At 75.4% G+C, this 16,860-nt stretch carries 13 protein-coding genes; 10 read left to right on the forward strand and 3 right to left on the reverse strand.

Annotated elements, in window-relative coordinates; translation table 11 throughout:
* Window positions 1–14: 14 nt before the first annotated feature.
* The 5 genes from ACGFSC_RS03745 (at window position 15) to sucD (ending at window position 7,132) form a co-directional block, all read left to right on the forward strand.
* Entirely contained in the window at window positions 15–1,097 is a 1,083-nt protein-coding gene (locus tag ACGFSC_RS03745; protein ID WP_359911276.1) for an AAA family ATPase, read from the forward strand.
* On the forward strand, window positions 1,094–3,496 hold the full coding sequence (locus ACGFSC_RS03750; RefSeq protein ID WP_359911279.1) for a DUF5682 family protein: 2,403 nt from the start codon (window positions 1,094–1,096) through the stop codon (window positions 3,494–3,496). Before ACGFSC_RS03745 ends, ACGFSC_RS03750 begins: the two co-directional genes overlap by 4 nt.
* A 69-nt stretch (window positions 3,497–3,565) precedes the next feature.
* A complete protein-coding gene (locus tag ACGFSC_RS03755) occupies window positions 3,566–4,747 on the forward strand; it encodes a VWA domain-containing protein (protein WP_359911282.1) in 1,182 nt (393 codons plus the stop codon).
* 303 nt (window positions 4,748–5,050) lie between these two features.
* The gene (gene sucC, locus ACGFSC_RS03760) at window positions 5,051–6,223 is read left to right on the forward strand and encodes an ADP-forming succinate--CoA ligase subunit beta (protein WP_359911285.1); all 1,173 of its coding nucleotides are present in this window, start codon (window positions 5,051–5,053) and stop codon (window positions 6,221–6,223) included.
* 18 nt (window positions 6,224–6,241) lie between these two features.
* Window positions 6,242–7,132 carry a succinate--CoA ligase subunit alpha gene (gene sucD, locus ACGFSC_RS03765; RefSeq protein ID WP_359911288.1) on the forward strand — a complete coding sequence of 297 codons (891 nt, stop codon included), beginning with the start codon at window positions 6,242–6,244 and terminating at the stop codon, window positions 7,130–7,132.
* 62 nt (window positions 7,133–7,194) lie between these two features.
* Here sucD and ACGFSC_RS03770 read toward each other — a convergent pair whose 3' ends face one another.
* Window positions 7,195–9,315: a LuxR C-terminal-related transcriptional regulator gene (locus tag ACGFSC_RS03770; protein WP_359915179.1), complete on the reverse strand. Its 2,121-nt coding sequence runs from the start codon at window positions 9,313–9,315 to the stop codon at window positions 7,195–7,197.
* 132 nt (window positions 9,316–9,447) lie between these two features.
* Here ACGFSC_RS03770 and ACGFSC_RS03775 point away from each other — a divergent pair, with 132 nt between their 5' ends.
* Complete coding sequence (locus tag ACGFSC_RS03775) at window positions 9,448–10,896, forward strand: DUF6350 family protein (protein WP_359915181.1); 1,449 nt, start codon at window positions 9,448–9,450, stop codon at window positions 10,894–10,896.
* Between the two features lie 36 nt (window positions 10,897–10,932).
* Here ACGFSC_RS03775 and ACGFSC_RS03780 read toward each other — a convergent pair whose 3' ends face one another.
* On the reverse strand, window positions 10,933–11,613 hold the full coding sequence (locus ACGFSC_RS03780) for a hypothetical protein (protein ID WP_359915183.1): 681 nt from the start codon (window positions 11,611–11,613) through the stop codon (window positions 10,933–10,935).
* A 401-nt stretch (window positions 11,614–12,014) separates the two neighbouring features.
* Between ACGFSC_RS03780 and purN the strand changes: the two genes are divergently transcribed.
* Window positions 12,015–12,674, forward strand: coding sequence for a phosphoribosylglycinamide formyltransferase (gene purN, locus ACGFSC_RS03785; protein WP_359915185.1), 660 nt, complete (start codon window positions 12,015–12,017; stop codon window positions 12,672–12,674).
* Window positions 12,671–14,245: a bifunctional phosphoribosylaminoimidazolecarboxamide formyltransferase/IMP cyclohydrolase gene (purH, locus tag ACGFSC_RS03790; protein WP_359915187.1), complete on the forward strand. Its 1,575-nt coding sequence runs from the start codon at window positions 12,671–12,673 to the stop codon at window positions 14,243–14,245. The genes purN and purH overlap by 4 nt, the downstream gene beginning before the upstream one ends.
* Before the next feature lie 122 nt (window positions 14,246–14,367).
* On the opposite strand, the gene ACGFSC_RS03795 is transcribed toward purH, so the two are convergent.
* Entirely contained in the window at window positions 14,368–14,979 is a 612-nt protein-coding gene (locus tag ACGFSC_RS03795; RefSeq protein ID WP_359915188.1) for a hypothetical protein, read from the reverse strand.
* 574 nt (window positions 14,980–15,553) lie between these two features.
* Between ACGFSC_RS03795 and ACGFSC_RS03800 the strand changes: the two genes are divergently transcribed.
* Both ACGFSC_RS03800 and ACGFSC_RS03805 read left to right on the forward strand, forming a co-directional pair.
* Complete coding sequence (locus tag ACGFSC_RS03800) at window positions 15,554–16,408, forward strand: bifunctional methylenetetrahydrofolate dehydrogenase/methenyltetrahydrofolate cyclohydrolase (protein ID WP_359915190.1); 855 nt, start codon at window positions 15,554–15,556, stop codon at window positions 16,406–16,408.
* 19 nt (window positions 16,409–16,427) lie between these two features.
* On the forward strand, window positions 16,428–16,853 hold the full coding sequence (locus tag ACGFSC_RS03805; RefSeq protein ID WP_359915192.1) for a DUF3017 domain-containing protein: 426 nt from the start codon (window positions 16,428–16,430) through the stop codon (window positions 16,851–16,853).
* The last annotated feature ends 7 nt before the right edge of the window (window positions 16,854–16,860 follow it).

Below are 16,860 nucleotides of genomic sequence, written 5' to 3' on the forward strand. Positions count from 1 at the left end.
CCGAAGGAGCCCCCATGACCGACGTTCTGCGGCAGCACGCCGAGGACGCGTTCGCCGGCGAACTGGCCGCGCTGGCCGCACAGGACGACCGTCCGCGTCCCGAGCGCTGGAAGCTCTCGCCGTGGGCCGTGGCGACGTACCTGCTCGGCGGCGAACTGCCCGACGGCACCCGGATCACCCCCAAGTACATCGGCCCGCGCCGGGTCGTCGAGGTCGCCGTGACGACCCTGGCGACGGACCGCGCGCTGCTGCTGCTCGGCGTGCCGGGCACCGCGAAGACGTGGGTGTCCGAGCACCTGGCGGCGGCGATCAGCGGCGACTCCACGATGCTGGTGCAGGGCACCGCCGGCACCCCCGAGGAGGCCGTCCGGTACGGCTGGAACTACGCCCAGCTGCTCACCCGCGGGCCCAGCCGGGACGCCCTGGTGCCCTCGCCGCTGATGCGGGCGATGGCCGAGGGCAGGATCGCCCGGGTCGAGGAGCTCACCCGCATCCCGGCCGACGTGCAGGACAGCCTGATCACCATCCTGTCGGAGAAGACGCTGCCGATACCGGAGTTGGGCTCCGAGACGCAGGCGGTGCGCGGCTTCAACGTGATCGCCACCGCCAACGACCGCGACCGCGGCGTCAACGAGCTGTCCAGCGCGCTGCGCCGCCGCTTCAACACCGTGGTGCTGCCGCTTCCGGGCTCGCTGGACGAGGAGGTCGACATCGTCACCCGCCGGGTCAACCAGCTCGGCCGCTCCCTGGAACTGCCCGAACTGCCCGGCGGCGCCGAGGAGATCAGGCGCGTGGTCACCGTCTTCCGGGAGCTGCGGGCCGGGATCACGGTGGACGGCCGGACGAAGGTCAAGACCCCGAGCGGCACCCTCTCCACCGCCGAGGCGATCTCGGTGGTGACCAACGGACTCGCGCTGGCCGCCCACTTCGGCGACGGCGTGCTGCGCGCCGGGGACGTGACGGCCGGCATCCTCGGCGCCGTCGTCCGCGACCCGGTGGCGGACCGGGCGGTCTGGCGCGAGTACGTCGAAGGGGTGGTGCGCGAGCGCGACGGCTGGAAGGACTTCTACCGCGCCGCCCGTGAGGTGGGGGCATGACGGCGCCCGAGGTCGCCCTGCTGGGCATCCGCCACCACGGCCCCGGCTCGGCCCGGGCGGTCGCCGCCGCGCTGGCGCAGTGGCGGCCGGACGCGGTGCTGATCGAGGGCCCGCCGGAGGCCGACGGCATCGTCCACCTGGCCGCGGAGAAGGACCTGGTCCCGCCGGTCGCGCTGCTCGCCCACGCGGTGGACGACCCGGCGAAGGCCGCCTTCTGGCCGTACGCCGAGTTCTCCCCGGAGTGGGTGGCGATCCGGCACGCCGTGGAGCACGACCTGCCGGTCCGCTTCATCGACCTGCCCGCCGGGCACGGCTTCGCGCCGGCCCCCGAGGAGGACGCGGAGGGGACGGCCGAGGAGGGGACGGCCGTCGAGGGCACGGCCGCCGAGGAGGAGGACACCGGGCCGGTCGCCGACCCGCTGGCGCTGCTCGCCGAGGCGGCCGGGCACGACGACGCGGAGCGCTGGTGGGAGGACGTGGTCGAGCACCGCGCGCCCGGCGACGACGCGCTGGCGCCGTTCGCCGCCGTCGCCGAGGCGATGGGCGCGCTGCGCGCGGAGGGCCTCGGCGAGTCCCGCCGGGACCTGCTGCGCGAGGCGTACATGCGCCAGCAGATCCGTGCCGCCCGCCGCGCCGGGCACCGCAGGATCGCCGTGGTCTGCGGGGCCTTCCACGTCCCCGCGCTGGAGCGGATGCCCACCGTCGCCCACGACCGGGCGCTGCTCGCCGCACTGCCGAAGAAGGTGCGGACGGACATCACCTGGGTGCCGTGGACGCACCGCCGGCTCTCCCAGGCCACCGGTTACGGCGCGGGTGTGCAGTCGCCCGGCTGGTACCACCACCTGTTCACCACCGACGGTGACCCGGTGCCGCGCTGGCTCACCCGGGCGGCCGACCTGCTGCGCGCCGAGGACCACCCGGTCTCCTCCGCGCACGTGATCGAGGCGGTCCGGCTGGCCGAGACCCTGGCCGTGCTGCGCGGCCGCCCGCTCGCCGGGCTGACCGAGACCCTGGACGCCGTGCGCGCGGTGCTCTGCGAGGGCTCGGACGTCGCCCTGGAGCTGGTCCGGGACCGCCTGGTGGTCGGCGACGCGCTCGGCGAGGTCCCGGACGCCGCACCGGCGGTGCCGCTCCAGCGCGACCTGACCCGGTTGCAGCGCTCGCTGCGGCTCAAGCCCGAGGCCGCGCCGAAGGACGTCGACCTCGACCTGCGCAAGGACACCGACGCGGCCCGCTCCCGGCTGCTGCACCGGCTGCGGCTGCTGGGCGTGGACTGGGGCGTGCCCGCGCGCTCCTCGGTGAACTCGACCGGGACGTTCCGGGAGAGCTGGCGGCTGTGCTGGCAGCCCGAGTTCGCGGTCCGGATCGCCGAGGCCGCCCAGTGGGGCACCACGGTCGAGGAGGCCGCGGCCAACAAGGCCGTCGGCACCGCCCGCGCCGCCGGGGAACTCGCCGAGCTGACCGGCCTGGTGGAGACCTGCCTGCTGGCCGGGCTGTCCGGCGCACTGCCCGCCGTGATGCGGGTGCTCGCCGACTGCGCGGCACTGGACACCGACGTCGCGCACCTCGCGGGCGCGCTGCCCGCACTGGTCCGCGCGCTGCGCTACGGCGACGTGCGCGGCACCGACCACGGCGCGCTCGCCGAGGCGGCCGCAGGCCTGGCCGAGCGGATCTGCGTCGGACTGCCGCCCGGCTGCGTCGGCCTGGACGCGCGGGGCGCGGAGGCGATGCGCGGCCGCCTCGACGAGGTGCACGGCGCGATCGGCCTGCTGGCCGCCGATCCCGCCGACGCCACTGCCGCCGGCAGCACCACTGCCGACACCACCGCCGCCGGCACCGCGCCGGACCCGGACGGCCTGGCCGGCCTGGCCGACCGCTGGGCCGCCGCCCTGCGCTCGCTGGCCCGCCGCGAGCCGGCCGGCGGACCGGCCACCGGCGCCCCCGGGCTGCTGCGCGGCCGGGCCGTGCGGCTGCTGCTGGACGACGGCCGGCTCGACTCCGCGGAGGCCGGCCGACGGCTGCGGCTGGTGCTCTCCGCCGCCAACGCCCCGGCCGACGCGGCCGGTTGGGTCGAGGGCTTCCTGACCGGCGGCGGCGCCCTGCTGCTGCACGACCCGCGGCTGCTCGCCCTGCTGGACGAGTGGCTGACCGGGGTGAGCGGCGAGGCCTTCACCGACGTCCTGCCGCTGCTGCGCCGCACCTTCGCCGGACTGGAGGCGGGCGTGCGCACCACCATCGGCGGACGGGTCGCGGCCGGCCCGCTCGGTGAGCCGCCGGCCGTCGACGCCGCGGCCGGTGAGCTGGACCGCGCCCGGGCCGACGCCGCCGTCCCGGTGGTGGCCCTGCTGCTCGGGATCCGCCCGAGGATCCCCCGGCAGGCCGCCGGCCGCGACACCTGACACCCGCCGCGGTGGCACCCACCGCACCGAACGCCTGCCCCACCGCAGGACCCGCTGAAGGAGGACGAGATGGCAGCGCCCACGACCGACGAACGGCTGCGCCGCTGGCGGCTGGTGCTCGGCGGCGAGGCCGACGGCACCGGCTGCGCCCTGCGCGGCCGCGACGCCGCGATGGACGGCGCCCTCGCCGCGCTCTACCGCGGCGCCCCCGAGGAGGGCGCCCGGGCCGGGCGCACCGGCCGCCGCGGTGCCGGGCTGGGCGGTTCGGCCCCGCAGGTGGCCCGCTGGCTGGGTGACATCCGCGAGTACTTCCCCTCCACCGTGGTGCAGCTGATGCAGCAGGACGCGATCACCCGGCTCGGCCTGGACCGGCTGTTGCTGGAGCCGGAGATGCTGGAGGCCGTCGAGCCGGACGTGCACCTGGTCGGCACCCTGCTGTCGCTCAAGCACGCGCTGCCCGAGACCACCCGGGAGACCGCCCGGGCGGTGGTCGGCAAGGTGGTCGCCGATCTGGAGCGCCGGCTCGCCGACCGCACCCGGGCCACGCTCGGCGGCGCCCTGGACCGCAGTGCCAGGGTCAACCGTCCCCGCCACCGCGACATCGACTGGGACCGCACCATCCGGGCCAACCTGAAGAACTACCTGCCCGAGCACGGCACCGTCGTCCCCGAGCGGCTGGTCGGCTACGCCCGCGCCCAGCGCGCCGTGAAGAAGGACGTCATCCTCTGCATCGACCAGTCCGGCTCGATGGCGCCCTCGGTGGTCCACTCGGCGGTCTTCGGCGCGGTGCTCGCCTCGATGCGCACCCTGGACACCCGGCTGGTCGTCTTCGACACCTCGGTGGTCGACCTCACCGAACAGCTCACCGACCCGGTCGACGTCCTGTTCGCCACCCAGCTCGGCGGCGGCACCGACATCAACCGCGCCCTGGCCTACTGCCAGTCGAAGATCACCCGGCCCTCCGAGACCGTCGTGGTGCTGATCAGCGACCTGTACGAGGGCGGCATCCGGGACGGCATGCTCAAGCGGGTCGCCGCGATGAAGGCGGCCGGCGTCCAGTTCATCGCCCTGCTCGCGCTCTCCGACGAGGGGGCCCCGGCGTACGACCACGCGCACGCCGCCGCGCTGGCCTCGCTCGGCGCGCCGGCCTTCGCCTGCACCCCGGACGCGTTCCCGGAGATCATGGCGGCGGCGATCGAGAAGCGCCCGATCCCGCAGAACCTGATCAGGGGGGCCGCCCAGGGGGGGTGAGGGATTCACCTGAACGCGCTAATCGGACCGATCGGTGGACCGGCCGCCCACCCCGTCCCTCCTGGGCATTCTGTGACGGTTCTCACCCATGCCGGGCAGGCCCCGGGCGGAACAGTCCCGTCCCGCGGGGATAACCTGCCAGACGGACGTGACGCGCGTGTTGATTGACGTGAGCGCCCGTGGCTGTGTGGGCCGCAAGGCCGTACCTCTGCGTACCCGCACCGCCCCGACGACCCGCAGCGAAGATCCTGCCGTGGCACGCTCGTAGAGACACAATCCGCGACCACGAACAAGGACAAACACGTGGACCTGTTCGAGTACCAGGCGAGGGACCTCTTCGCCAAGCACGGTGTGCCCGTGCTTGACGGCGATGTCATCGAGACCGCCGCAGACGCTGCCGCCATCGCGGAGCGCTTCGGCGGCCGCGCCGTCGTCAAGGCTCAGGTGAAGGTGGGTGGCCGAGGCAAGGCCGGCGGCGTCAAGCTCGCCGCCGACCCGGCGGACGCCGTCGCCAAGGCCGAGCAGATCCTCGGCATGGACATCAAGGGCCACACCGTTCACAAGGTGATGCTGGCCCAGACCGCGGACATCAAGGACGAGTACTACGTCTCGTTCCTGCTGGACCGCACCAACCGCACCTTCCTGGCCATGGCCAGCGTCGAGGGCGGCGTGGAGATCGAGGTCGTCGCCGAGCAGAACCCCGAGGCGCTCGCCAAGATCCCGGTCGACGCCAACGAGGGCTGCACCCCGGAGAAGGCCGCCGAGATCGTCGCCGCGGCGAAGTTCCCGGCCGAGGTCGCCGACCAGGTCGCCGAGGTCCTGCAGAAGCTGTGGACCGTCTTCATCAAGGAGGACGCCCTCCTCGTCGAGGTCAACCCGCTGATCAAGTCCGGCGAGGGCAAGATCATCGCGCTCGACGGCAAGGTCTCCCTGGACGAGAACGCCGAGTTCCGCCAGCCCGAGCACGAGGCCCTGGAGGACAAGGCCGCGGCCAACCCGCTGGAGGCCGCCGCCAAGGCCAAGGGCCTGAACTACGTCAAGCTCGACGGCCAGGTCGGCATCATCGGCAACGGCGCGGGCCTCGTCATGAGCACCCTCGACGTGGTCGCGTACGCCGGTGAGAACCACGGCGGCGTCAAGCCCGCCAACTTCCTCGACATCGGTGGCGGCGCCTCCGCCGAGGTCATGGCGAACGGCCTGGAGATCATCCTGGGCGACCCCGACGTCAAGTCGGTCTTCGTCAACGTCTTCGGCGGCATCACCGCGTGCGACGCGGTCGCCAACGGCATCGTGCAGGCCCTCGCGCTCCTGGAGGGCAAGGGCGAGAACGTCACCAAGCCGCTGGTCGTCCGTCTGGACGGCAACAACGCGGAGCTGGGTCGCAAGATCCTCGACGACGCCAACCACCCGCTGGTCCAGCGCGTGGACACCATGGACGGCGCCGCTGACCGCGCCGCCGAGCTGGCCAACAAGTAAGGAAGGGGACTTAACACCATGGCTATCTTCCTTACCAAGGACAGCAAGGTCATCGTCCAGGGCATGACCGGCGCCGAGGGCATGAAGCACACCCGCCGCATGCTCGCCTCCGGCACCCAGATCGTCGGCGGCGTGAACCCGCGCAAGGCCGGCACCACGGTCGACGTCGACGGCACCGAGATCCCGGTCTTCGGCTCCGTCGCCGAGGCGATGGAGAAGACCGGGGCCGACGTCTCCGTCCTCTTCGTGCCGCCGGCCTTCACCAAGGCCGCCGTCGTCGAGGCCATCGACGCCGAGATCGGCCTGGCCGTCGTCATCACCGAGGGCGTCCCGGTGCACGACACCGCCGCCTTCTGGGCGCACGCCGGTGCCAAGGGCAACAAGACCCGCATCATCGGCCCGAACTGCCCCGGCCTGATCAGCCCCGGACAGTCGAACGCCGGCATCATCCCGGCCGACATCACCAGCTCCGGCAAGATCGGTCTGGTCTCGAAGTCGGGCACCCTGACCTACCAGCTCATGTACGAGCTGCGCGACATCGGCTTCTCCTCGGCCGTGGGCATCGGCGGTGACCCGGTCATCGGGACCACCCACATCGACGCCCTCAAGGCCTTCCAGGAGGACCCGGAGACCGAGATCATCGTCATGATCGGTGAGATCGGTGGCGACGCCGAGGAGCGTGCCGCGGCCTACATCGCCGAGCACGTCACCAAGCCGGTCGTCGGCTACGTCGCGGGCTTCACCGCCCCCGAGGGCAAGACCATGGGCCACGCCGGCGCCATCGTCTCCGGCTCCTCGGGCACCGCCCAGGCCAAGAAGGAGGCCCTCGAGGCCGCCGGTGTCAAGGTCGGCAAGACGCCGTCCGAGACCGCCCGCCTGGCCCGCGAGATCATCGCCGCCCAGGCCTGATCCCGCCCCGCGCGTGACGAGCGCCCCCGCCCTCCCGGGCGGGGGCGCTCGCCGTTCGCGGCTCAGTGCCGCCCCGGCCCCGTGGTGCAGGGCAGCGGCGACCACTGCCGGCAGGCCGCCGGGCCCTGCGGCGGCGGAGCGGCGCCCCGGGCCGCCGGCGGCAGCTCCCAGCGCGCGACCGCCTGGGGCTGCGGATCCACCAGGACGGCCTCCAACCCGGGCGCCGGGCTGCACCAGATGCTGGTGATGCCGTTCGGCGCCCCGTCGGGCAGCAGCGGCACGGCCGGCTCCGCCGCCTGCGCCGCGGTGGCGGCCAGGCAGAGCGTGGGCGCCGGCGGGGTGGTCGGCCGGAACAGCTCCGCGGGGCGCACCCCCGCCAGGGTCGCCAACGTCGCCCCGCCCACCGCGACCGTCAGCAGCGCCGCCGCGCCCGTCCGGCTCGCCGTCCGGAGCCGGTACCGGGCCCGCAGCACCGGCACCGGCGTCCGGTGCGGCTCCGGACAGCCGCGCACCGCCGCCCGGTGGAGCAGCCCGCACAGCCCGTCCGCGAAGCCCGGTGCCGCCGGGTCCGGCCCGACCAGGTCCGGCACCCACGCGGCCAGCGCCGCCCGGGCGGCCCACACCCGCCCCTCGGCCGCCGCCCGGGAGGACTCCACCTCCACCGCGACCGCCGCGGCCGGCAGCCCCAGCCCGTCGTGCAGCACCAGCGCCCGGCGCTGGGGGCGGGACAGCCGCTTGAGCGCCTTCAGCAGCGCCCGGTCCCGGTCGGTCAGCCGGTCGTGGTCCGGCAGCACCGCCTGGGTCTCGTCGGCCGGCCGCACCTTGATCCGCCGGTGCGGCAGCCCCCACGCGTGCGCCCGCCGGGGGCCGCCCCGGTGCCACGGGGACAGCGCCAGCTCGCAGGCGCGCGCCCGTACCCAGCCCTCCGGGTTCCCCGAACCGGCGGCCGTGCCCCAGCACCGCCGGGCCTCGCCGAACGCCCGCCGCACGCAGTGCACCGCCCGGTGCCGGCAGGCGGTCAGCAGGAACACCTGCTGCACCAGCCGGGTGTGCGCGGTCTCGTAGAGCTCGTCGAAGCCCATCGCCGGGGGCTCGGCGTCGAGGTCGTCGTCCGCGCCCGAGGGAGCGGCGGCGGCCAGCGCCGCCCGGCCGGGACTGGCGGCGGCAGGGTTCTGCGGCTCCGGCCGTGCCGTCCGCGCCCGGTCGGGTTCGGCGGCCGGTGGCCGTCCGGCGTCCGGCCCGGTGTCCGGTTCGGGTGCGGCCGGGGCGTGGTGCGGCGTGTCGCCGTGGCCGGCGGCCGGGCCGGCGGGGGCCTCCTCCGACCCGCCTCCACCGGCCGCGTCCGCGGTCGGAGCGCTCGCCTGCCCGGCCGGCCCGGCGGCGGAGGCACCGGGAGTGCCGGGCGTGCCGCCGGGCCGGTCGGGGTCCCCGGGGGCCGTCGGCGGGTGGCCGGTGTCGGTCGGCTGACGCCGCCCGTCGTCCGCCGCCGCGGCCGGAGGTGCCTGGAGGGCGGCGGCTCCTGGCCGGCCCCCGGGCGTGCGTGGCTCCTGCGCGCGCCCGGGGGCGGCGCTCCTCCCGTCGGCCGTCGGCCCGTCGGCGGCCTGCCGGGGCTGCCCGGCCGGGGCCGCCCGCCGGGTGCCGCCCGAGGGTCCCGGGGCGGGTCTCCCGGCTCGGGTGCGGCTCCGCTTTCCGGTCGCCTCCCCGTCCGTTGCCGCGTCGGCCCGCGGGCGGTCTGCTCCCGCCACGGAACCGGGGGCGGCCGGGGCGGAGGAGCCCGGGTCCGGCCGTAGGAGGACCGGTTCGGCCGGTGGGAGCCCGGCATCCGGGGCCGGGCCCGGGTCGGCCGGGTCGGCCGGGTCGAGGCCGGCGAAGTTCGCCGGGTGTCCGGTCGGGCCGGGGTCCTGGGGGCGCGGCGGCGTGCCGGCCAGCAGGGCGAGTGCCTCCGCCGCGGTGCGGGTGCCGAGCTTGCGCATCGCGCGCTGGAGGTAGCTGCGGGCGGTGGTGGGGGTGACCCCGAGGGTGGCGGCGGTGCGGGGGAGGTCGTGGCCGGCGGCGAGGTGGGCCAGGGTCTGGGCCTCACGGGGGGTCAGCTTCCGCAGCAGGCGGCCCGGGTCGGTCTCGGCGCGGGCGGGCCTGCGGTGGCGCTCCGGAGTGGGGGAGTCGGCGGTGGGTGGCGTGGCCATCAGACGCTCCGGGCCGGGGCGCCGGCGGCTTGGGGGCAAGGTCTGAAAATGCGCATAAGCCAATAATCTGGGACACGGCGGCGGTTTGGCGCTTCACGGAGCATGGCGAGTCGCCTTGGCACCATGTGGCCCATGACGCAGCTGATGGGCCGTCCGATCCTGGAGTCGCCCGGTGAATTGGGCGGACGCCCCGCGCTGGCCGACCTGTTGGCGGGTGTACGGACGGCGTTGGTCGGCCTGGCGGTGGTCGGGGCGCCGGTGCTCGGGCTCTGGGTGGCGACGCCGTACGCGGACGACGGCGCGGCCGTTGTCACCCGGTTGGCGGGGGCGCTCTGGCTGCTGGGGCACGGAGCGCCGCTGCTGCGCGGGCCGGCGGACGCCCCGCTGACGGTCACTCCGCTGCTGCTCGGCGCGCTGGCCGTGGTCCGGCTCTACCGCGCGGCCGCCGGGGTGGCCGCGCGGCGGGGGCCGCGCCCGCGCTGGGGCGGTCCGGTGGCGGTGTGGGCGGGGTACTGCGCGGTGGCCTTCGCGGTGGCGCTGCACTGCGCGGCCACCGGGCCGTTCCGCAGCCGGGTGCTGCTGGACGTGCTGGTGGTGGCGCTGGTGGCGGGCCTGGCGACGGCCGCGGGGGCCCGCTCGGTGGCCGTCCTGGACGTGCCGGTCGACTCCCCGCTGGACCGCCTCCCGCTGCCGTACCGCCCGGTCGACGGTGCGCCGGTGGTACGGGCCGCGGCGCTGGCGGCCGGGGCCGGGCTGGTCGCGGCGGGCGGTCTGCTGGTGGTGTTCTCGGCGGTGCTGGACGCGGTGGCGGGCGGTGGGCGCGGGATGGCGCTGCTCGGCGGCGGGCCCGTCGCACTGGTGGGGCTGGTGCTGCTCGCGCTGGCGCTGCTGCCGAACGCGGTGCTGTGGGGTGCGGCGTACGCGCTGGGGCCGGGCTTCGCGCTCGGCACCGGGACGGTGGTGTCGCCGACCGGTGCGGTGCTGGGCCCGGTGCCCGAGTTCCCGCTGTTCGCCCTGCTGCCGGCGGACGGGCCGGGCGGCTGGCGGCTCGCGGCGTCGGTCCTGCCGCTGCTGGCCGGGGTGGTGCCGGCGGTGCTGCTGGGCCGTGCGGCGGCGGGCCGGCGGCTGCCGGTCTCCGGGGCGGGGGCCGGGGAGCGGCCCGAGCCCTGGACGCCGGCCGCGACGGTGGTGGCCGCGCTGGCGGCGGCGCTGTGGGTCGGGGCCGGGGCGGCGGTGCTGGGCCGGCTCTCCGGCGGGGCGCTGGCGGGGGAGCGGCTGGCGTGGGTGGGGCCGCTGCCGTGGACGGGTCCGGCGGCGGCGGGCTGGATCGCGCTGGTCGCCGTCCCGGGCGCGTTGCTGGTCCGGTACCGGATGCTGGGCCCGGCGGACGGCGTGGGCGTGTACGCCCGGCTCGCGCGCCAGGCCCGCCGGGGTGCGCTGGGGCTGCGCGCCCGTACGTACGCCCTCGTGCTGCGGCTTTCGGAGCCGGGTGCCGGGCCCGCCGCCGGCGGACCGGGCCCCGACGGGCGGGACCCGGACGACCGCGCGGGCCTCGACGACCGACCGGGCCTCGACGACTGACCGGGGCCGGGGGACCGGGCGGACCCGGAGGTCCGGCTACTCGGTGTTCCCGGTGAAGTCCACGTACCACTGCGGCGCGTACCGGTCGCAGTTCTGGGCGCCGACGCTGGTCAGCGAGTCCTGGACGCAGGTGACGTAGTCGCGGTAGTGGTACCCGAGGCCGATCACCGAGGTCGCGACCACGATGGTCATCGCACCGGTCAGGATGCCGGCGAGCGCCGCCGGGGTGAGCGGGTTCGGGGCGGGGGCCGCGGGGAGCGGCCCGGCCGGCCCGGCGACGGTGGCGGACGGGGCGGGCCGCCGGGTCCGCAGCGCGCCGACGCCCCAGACGATGCCGAGCGCCCCGATCAGCAGGGCGATCCAGTGGAACCCCGCGAACAGGCAGACCAGGGCGAACGGCCCGGCCAGCGCCGCGTTGCGGGCCTTGCGGTGGGCCGGATCGGCGAGGTCGAGCCGGGGCGGCTGCGGGGACGGCGGTCGCTGGCCGGTGCGGCCGTCGCCGGGGCCCCACTGCGGCGGCAGCTGCGGACGCTCGCCGCCCCTGCCGTCGGAGCCGCCCTGCCCGGTGGGGCCGCCCTGCCCGGTGGGGCCCGCTTGGCCGTCGGAGCCGTGACCTCCGCCGGCCCAGGGGCTGCGCGGCTGCCACGGCTGGTCCGGGGCATCCGCCGGCGGCGGCGCGAAGGGGTTGCGCTCGCCGGTGTCGTCGCCGCTGCTCATGGGTTCAGCCATTCCTTCTCGGTCGGGGCTCGTTCGGAGGTTCTCGCGTCGGAGCGGTCTCCCGCGCCCCCAATGATCCCGCAGTCGTCCGTCGGGCCACCGGCGGCCCGGTGCCGCGGGGCGGGCGGGGACGCCGGGGCCGGTGCGGCCCGGGGCAACTCCGGTGCGGTGGGCCGGAGGAGATCCCCGTCTCAACTACGCGCGTAGCGCCGCCGGGAGGGTGCGGAGGCCCTCCGACCAGCCGTTATCGTGGTGACGGTCAGCAGCCCACAGAGGTTCCCCGGGGCCCGCGTCGCGGCGGATTTCCCTGGAGTTCCCCCTCGCTCGACCTGCCGTTCGTAGTGGCCCCACCACCGGTGGACGTACCAGCGGACGGCGCCCGACCTACGGAGAGACGCGCAGTGGCCGCCGCCCCCGCCCAGCACTTCCCGCCCCGTACGCCCGGACCGGCCCGCCTGGTGGTGCTGGTCTCCGGCTCCGGCACCAACCTGCAGGCGCTGATCGACGCCGTCGCCGACCCGGCCTACGGCGCCGAGATCCTCGCCGTCGGCGCGGACCGGGACGGGATCGCGGGCCTGGAGCGCGCCGGGAAGGCGGGCCTGCCGACCTTCGTCCACCGGGTGAAGGACCACCCGGACCGGGCCGCCTGGGACCGCGCGCTGACCGCCTCCGTCGCCGAGTACCAGCCGGACCTGGTGGTCACGGCCGGTTTCATGAAGATCCTCGGCCCCGAGTTCATCGCCGCCTTCGCCGGGCGGACCGTCAACACCCACCCCGCGCTGCTGCCCTCCTTCCCCGGCGCCCACGGCGTCACCGACGCGCTCGCGTACGGCGTGAAGGTCACCGGCTGCACCGTCCACCTGGTCGACTCCGGCGTGGACACCGGGCCGATCATCGCGCAGGGCGTCGTCGAGGTCGTCGACGCCGACCACGCCGATGGCGGCGAAGCGCTGCACGAGCGCATCAAGACTGTCGAGCGCCAGTTGCTCGTCGACGTCGTGGGCCGGCTGGCCCGCGAAGGTCACCGCATCGAGGACCGAAAGGTATGGATTCCGGCATGAGTGCCAGCTCCACCACGCCCGTTTCGGAGAACGTCCGTCCGATCCGTCGCGCGCTGATCAGCGTGTACGACAAGACCGGTCTGGAGGAGCTGGCCCAGGGCCTGCACGCCGCCGGGGTCGCCATCGTCTCCACCGGCTCCACCGCCGGCCGGATCGCCGCCGCCGGTGTCCCGGTGACCGAGGTCTCCGAGCTGACCGGCTTCCCGGAGTGCCTGGACGGGCGCGTGAAGACGTTGCACCCCCGGGTGCACGCCGGCGTGCTGGCCGACCTGCGGCTGGAGTCGCACCGCGCCCAGCTGGCCGAGCTCGGCGTCGAGCCCTTCGACCTGGTCGTCGTGAACCTCTACCCGTTCAAGGCCACCGTCGCCTCCGGCGCCACCCCGGACGAGTGCGTCGAGCAGATCGACATCGGCGGCCCGAGCATGGTCCGCGCCGCCGCCAAGAACCACCCCTCGGTGGCCGTGGTGGTCGACCCGGCCCGCTACGGCGACGTGCTGAAGGCGGCGCAGGAGGGCGGCTTCGACCTGGCCACCCGCAAGCGCCTGGCCGGTGCCGCGTTCGCCCACACCGCCGCCTACGACGTGGCCGTCGCCTCCTGGTTCGAGGACGGCTACGCCCCCAGCGACGAGCACTTCCCCGAGTTCCTCGGCTCGACCTGGGAGCGGCAGAACGTGCTGCGCTACGGCGAGAACCCGCACCAGGGCGCCGCGCTCTACAGCGACGGCACGGGAGGCCTGGCCGGCGCGCAGCAGCTGCACGGCAAGGAGATGTCGTACAACAACTACGTCGACACCGACGCCGCCCGCCGCGCCGCCTACGACCACGCCGAGCCGGCCGTCGCGATCATCAAGCACGCCAACCCGTGCGGCATCGGGACCGGCGCCGACGTCGCCGAGGCGCACCGCAAGGCGCACGAGTGCGACCCGGTCTCCGCGTACGGCGGCGTGATCGCCGTCAACCGCCCGGTCACCGTCGCGCTGGCCGAGCAGATCGCCCCGATCTTCACCGAGGTCGTGGTGGCCCCCGGCTACGAGGAGGGCGCCCTGGAGGTGCTCACCCGCAAGAAGAACCTGCGGGTGCTGCTCGCCCCCGAGGCCCCGGCCAACCGCCAGGAGGTGCGCCCGATCTCCGGCGGCGTGCTGCTCCAGGACGCCGACCGGGTGCACGCCGAGGGCGACGACCCGGCGAACTGGACCCTCGCCAGCGGTGAGGCGCTGACCGCCGACGAGCTGGCCGAGCTGGCCTTCGCCTGGCGGGCCTGCCGGGCCGTCAAGTCCAACGCGATCCTGCTGGCCAAGGACGGCGCCTCGGTCGGCGTCGGCATGGGCCAGGTCAACCGGGTGGACTCCTGCAAGCTCGCGGTCGAGCGGGCCGGCGAGCGCGCCAAGGGCGCCTACGCGGCCTCGGACGCCTTCTTCCCGTTCGCGGACGGCCCGGCGATCCTGATCGCGGCCGGTGTCAGGGCGATCGTCCAGCCCGGCGGCTCGATCCGGGACGAGGAGGTCGTCGCGGCGGCCGCCGAGGCCGGCGTGACCATGTACTTCACCGGCGCGCGGCACTTCTTCCACTGATCCCGCCGATTCCACCGGTACCGCCGACGGCGTGACGGCGTGACGGTGTGACGGCACGACAGAGCGGCCCGGCCCCCTCCGAGGAGGGAGCCGGGCCGCTCTGCGTCGTTCGTGCGGGCCGGTCAGTAACGCGGCCGGTTGAACCAGTTGACGCCGTCCTGGACGCACATGGCGGTGATCCAGATGATGCTGATCGCCAGCCAGAGCAGGGCCATCACCAGGCCGACCGCGGTGCCGCCGGAGATGGCGCCGAGCAGGATCAGCAGGCCGACCAGGGCGCCCAGCGAGCCGTACACGATGGTGGTGACGCGGACGGCGTTGCCGCCCTTGCCGAACTTCACACCGAGCGTGATGGAGAGCGCGGCGAACAGCCCGAACAGCACACCGACGACGAGCAGGACACCGGCGGCGGCGTCGCCCAGCGCGGTGAACGGGTTGTCGTCGCTGGTGGTCCGGCTGGCGGCGTTGGTGACGTCCTTGGCCGCCGCCCCGATGATCACGTAGGAGATCGCGGCGAGCGTCTGGACGCCGCCGACGATGAACAGCAGCACCCGGGCGGTGGTCATCAGGCCCGGCATGGACGGCGGGACCATCGGCGCATATCCGTAGGCCGGGGCCTGCTGCGGGTAGCCGTAGCCCGGGGCGGCCTGCGGCGGGGCCTGCTGCGGGTAGCCGTAGCCCGGGGCGGCCGGCGGCTGGCCGTACGGGTTGTTCGGGTCGGGCGGGTACGTCATGGATGCCTCCGGGCAGTTACGGGGACGCGGGGACGGGACGCCGACGGTCCCGGTCGGTGAGTCGGGTCACCGGCCGAGGGGGACGTCGGCGGAGCGGGGAACGGCCCGGCGGCGGTGACGGGCGCCGCGGCTCGCAGCGTGGTGAGCGTCAGGGGTGCGAGGCGGCCGACGGGTACGGCGCGGGCGGAACGGTGCCCCCGCGGTCGGACTGCTCGTTCTGCTGTGGTCGGCTCACTGGCTCTTTCCCCCGGGTACGCCCCGCCGCGGGGTCCGTCGGCCCGTCACCGGGCCGGTATCGCGGCGGGAATGCGCGCTTATCGTCATCCGGACGGCGGCGCCCTGTCCAGCCGGTTCCGTGTGCCGCGTCAAGACTGTGGCGCAACCGCAACGTGCGTCGGACCTTCGTACCCGTCCGTTCACCCGTTCGTCCACCCCGGAGGCGTGCCCGGGACCGGGCCGGAGCCGCGCCCCGGACAGCGCCCGGGACCGGGCCCGCAAGCGCGCCCGCGAGCGCGGCGGCAGCGGTCGGACGCCCTCGGTACGGAGACCCCCGGCGATCCGGGAGAATGGGGTCATGACTGCCCAGATTCTCGATGGCAAGGCCACCGCCGCCGCGATCAAGTCCGAACTCGCCGCCCGCGTGGCGGTCCTCAAGGCGAAGGGCGTCACGCCCGGCCTCGGCACCGTCCTGGTCGGCGACGACCCGGGCAGCCGCTGGTACGTGAACGGCAAGCACAAGGACTGCGCCGAGGTCGGCATCGCCTCGATCCAGCGCGAGCTGCCCGCCACCGCCACCCAGGAGGACGTCGAGAACGTCGTCCGCGAGCTCAACGCCGACCCGTCCTGCACCGGCTACATCGTTCAGCTGCCGCTGCCCAAGGGCCTGGACCAGAACCCGGTCCTGGAGCTGATGGACCCGGACAAGGACGCCGACGGCCTGCACCCGACCTCGCTCGGCCGGCTCGCCCTGGGCATCGAGGGCCCGCTGCCGTGCACCCCGCTCGGCATCGTCGAGCTGCTGCGCCGCCACGACGTCGAGATCAACGGCGCCGAGGTGGTCGTGGTCGGCCGCGGCATCACCGTCGGCCGCTCGATCGGCCTGCTGCTGACCCGCCGCAGCGAGAACGCCACCGTCACCCTGTGCCACACCGGCACCCGGGACCTCGGCGCCCACCTGCGCAAGGCCGACATCATCGTGGCCGCCGCCGGCGTGCCGCACCTGGTCAAGCCGGAGGACGTCAAGCCGGGCGCGGCGGTGCTGGACGTGGGCGTCAGCCGCAGCGAGGGCAAGATCGTCGGCGACGTGCACCCGGGGGTGGCCGAGGTGGCCGGCTGGATCTCCCCGAACCCCGGCGGCGTGGGCCCGATGACCCGCGCGATGCTGCTCAACAACATCGTCGAGGCGGCCGAGCGCCGCGCCGGCATCTGACACCCCAGGGACGGCGAGCATGACTGAACCGCGACCGGCACGGTCCCGCCGCAGGCCGGTCAGGACGACCGGCACCCTGCCGCCCGAGGGCGCCTCCGCGGCCCTCGGACGCGAGCACGCGCTGCCGGTGCGGCAGTGGCCGATCACGCTGGTCCTGCTGGTCGTCGGCGCCGGCCTCGCGGTCACCTGGTTCGCCGACTTCAAGGACGGGTTCAAGTACGGGCTGCTGATCCTCGGCTGCGGCGTGCTGCTCGGCGCGGTGCTGCGGCTGGTGCTGCCCGAGGTCGGGATGCTGGCGGTGCGCAGCCGCTTCACCGACGTGATCGTGCTGAGCTTCCTGGGCATCTCGATCGTGCTGCTGACCCTGGTGGCGCAGCCGAACCCGTGGCTGCAGATCCCGCTGCTCGACAACATCGGCCAGCTGATGGGCCGGCCCAGGCACTGATCCGCGG

The sequence above is a fragment of the Kitasatospora sp. NPDC048715 genome (genome assembly GCF_043198905.1).
Taxonomy (GTDB): Bacteria; Actinomycetota; Actinomycetes; order Streptomycetales; family Streptomycetaceae; genus Kitasatospora; species Kitasatospora lactacystinica.

Coding starts and splice junctions, on each gene's coding strand:
- ACGFSC_RS03770 (WP_359915179.1), bottom strand. CDS start 9,315: ATGGCCACGCCACCCACCGCCGACTCCCCCACTCCGGAGCGCCACCGC.
- ACGFSC_RS03800 (WP_359915190.1), top strand. CDS start 15,554: ATGACTGCCCAGATTCTCGATGGCAAGGCCACCGCCGCCGCGATCAAG.
- sucD (WP_359911288.1), top strand. CDS start 6,242: ATGGCTATCTTCCTTACCAAGGACAGCAAGGTCATCGTCCAGGGCATG.
- ACGFSC_RS03780 (WP_359915183.1), bottom strand. CDS start 11,613: ATGAGCAGCGGCGACGACACCGGCGAGCGCAACCCCTTCGCGCCGCCG.
- ACGFSC_RS03750 (WP_359911279.1), top strand. CDS start 1,094: ATGACGGCGCCCGAGGTCGCCCTGCTGGGCATCCGCCACCACGGCCCC.
- ACGFSC_RS03795 (WP_359915188.1), bottom strand. CDS start 14,979: ATGACGTACCCGCCCGACCCGAACAACCCGTACGGCCAGCCGCCGGCC.
- ACGFSC_RS03775 (WP_359915181.1), top strand. CDS start 9,448: ATGACGCAGCTGATGGGCCGTCCGATCCTGGAGTCGCCCGGTGAATTG.
- ACGFSC_RS03745 (WP_359911276.1), top strand. CDS start 15: ATGACCGACGTTCTGCGGCAGCACGCCGAGGACGCGTTCGCCGGCGAA.
- purH (WP_359915187.1), top strand. CDS start 12,671: ATGAGTGCCAGCTCCACCACGCCCGTTTCGGAGAACGTCCGTCCGATC.
- ACGFSC_RS03805 (WP_359915192.1), top strand. CDS start 16,428: ATGACTGAACCGCGACCGGCACGGTCCCGCCGCAGGCCGGTCAGGACG.
- ACGFSC_RS03755 (WP_359911282.1), top strand. CDS start 3,566: ATGGCAGCGCCCACGACCGACGAACGGCTGCGCCGCTGGCGGCTGGTG.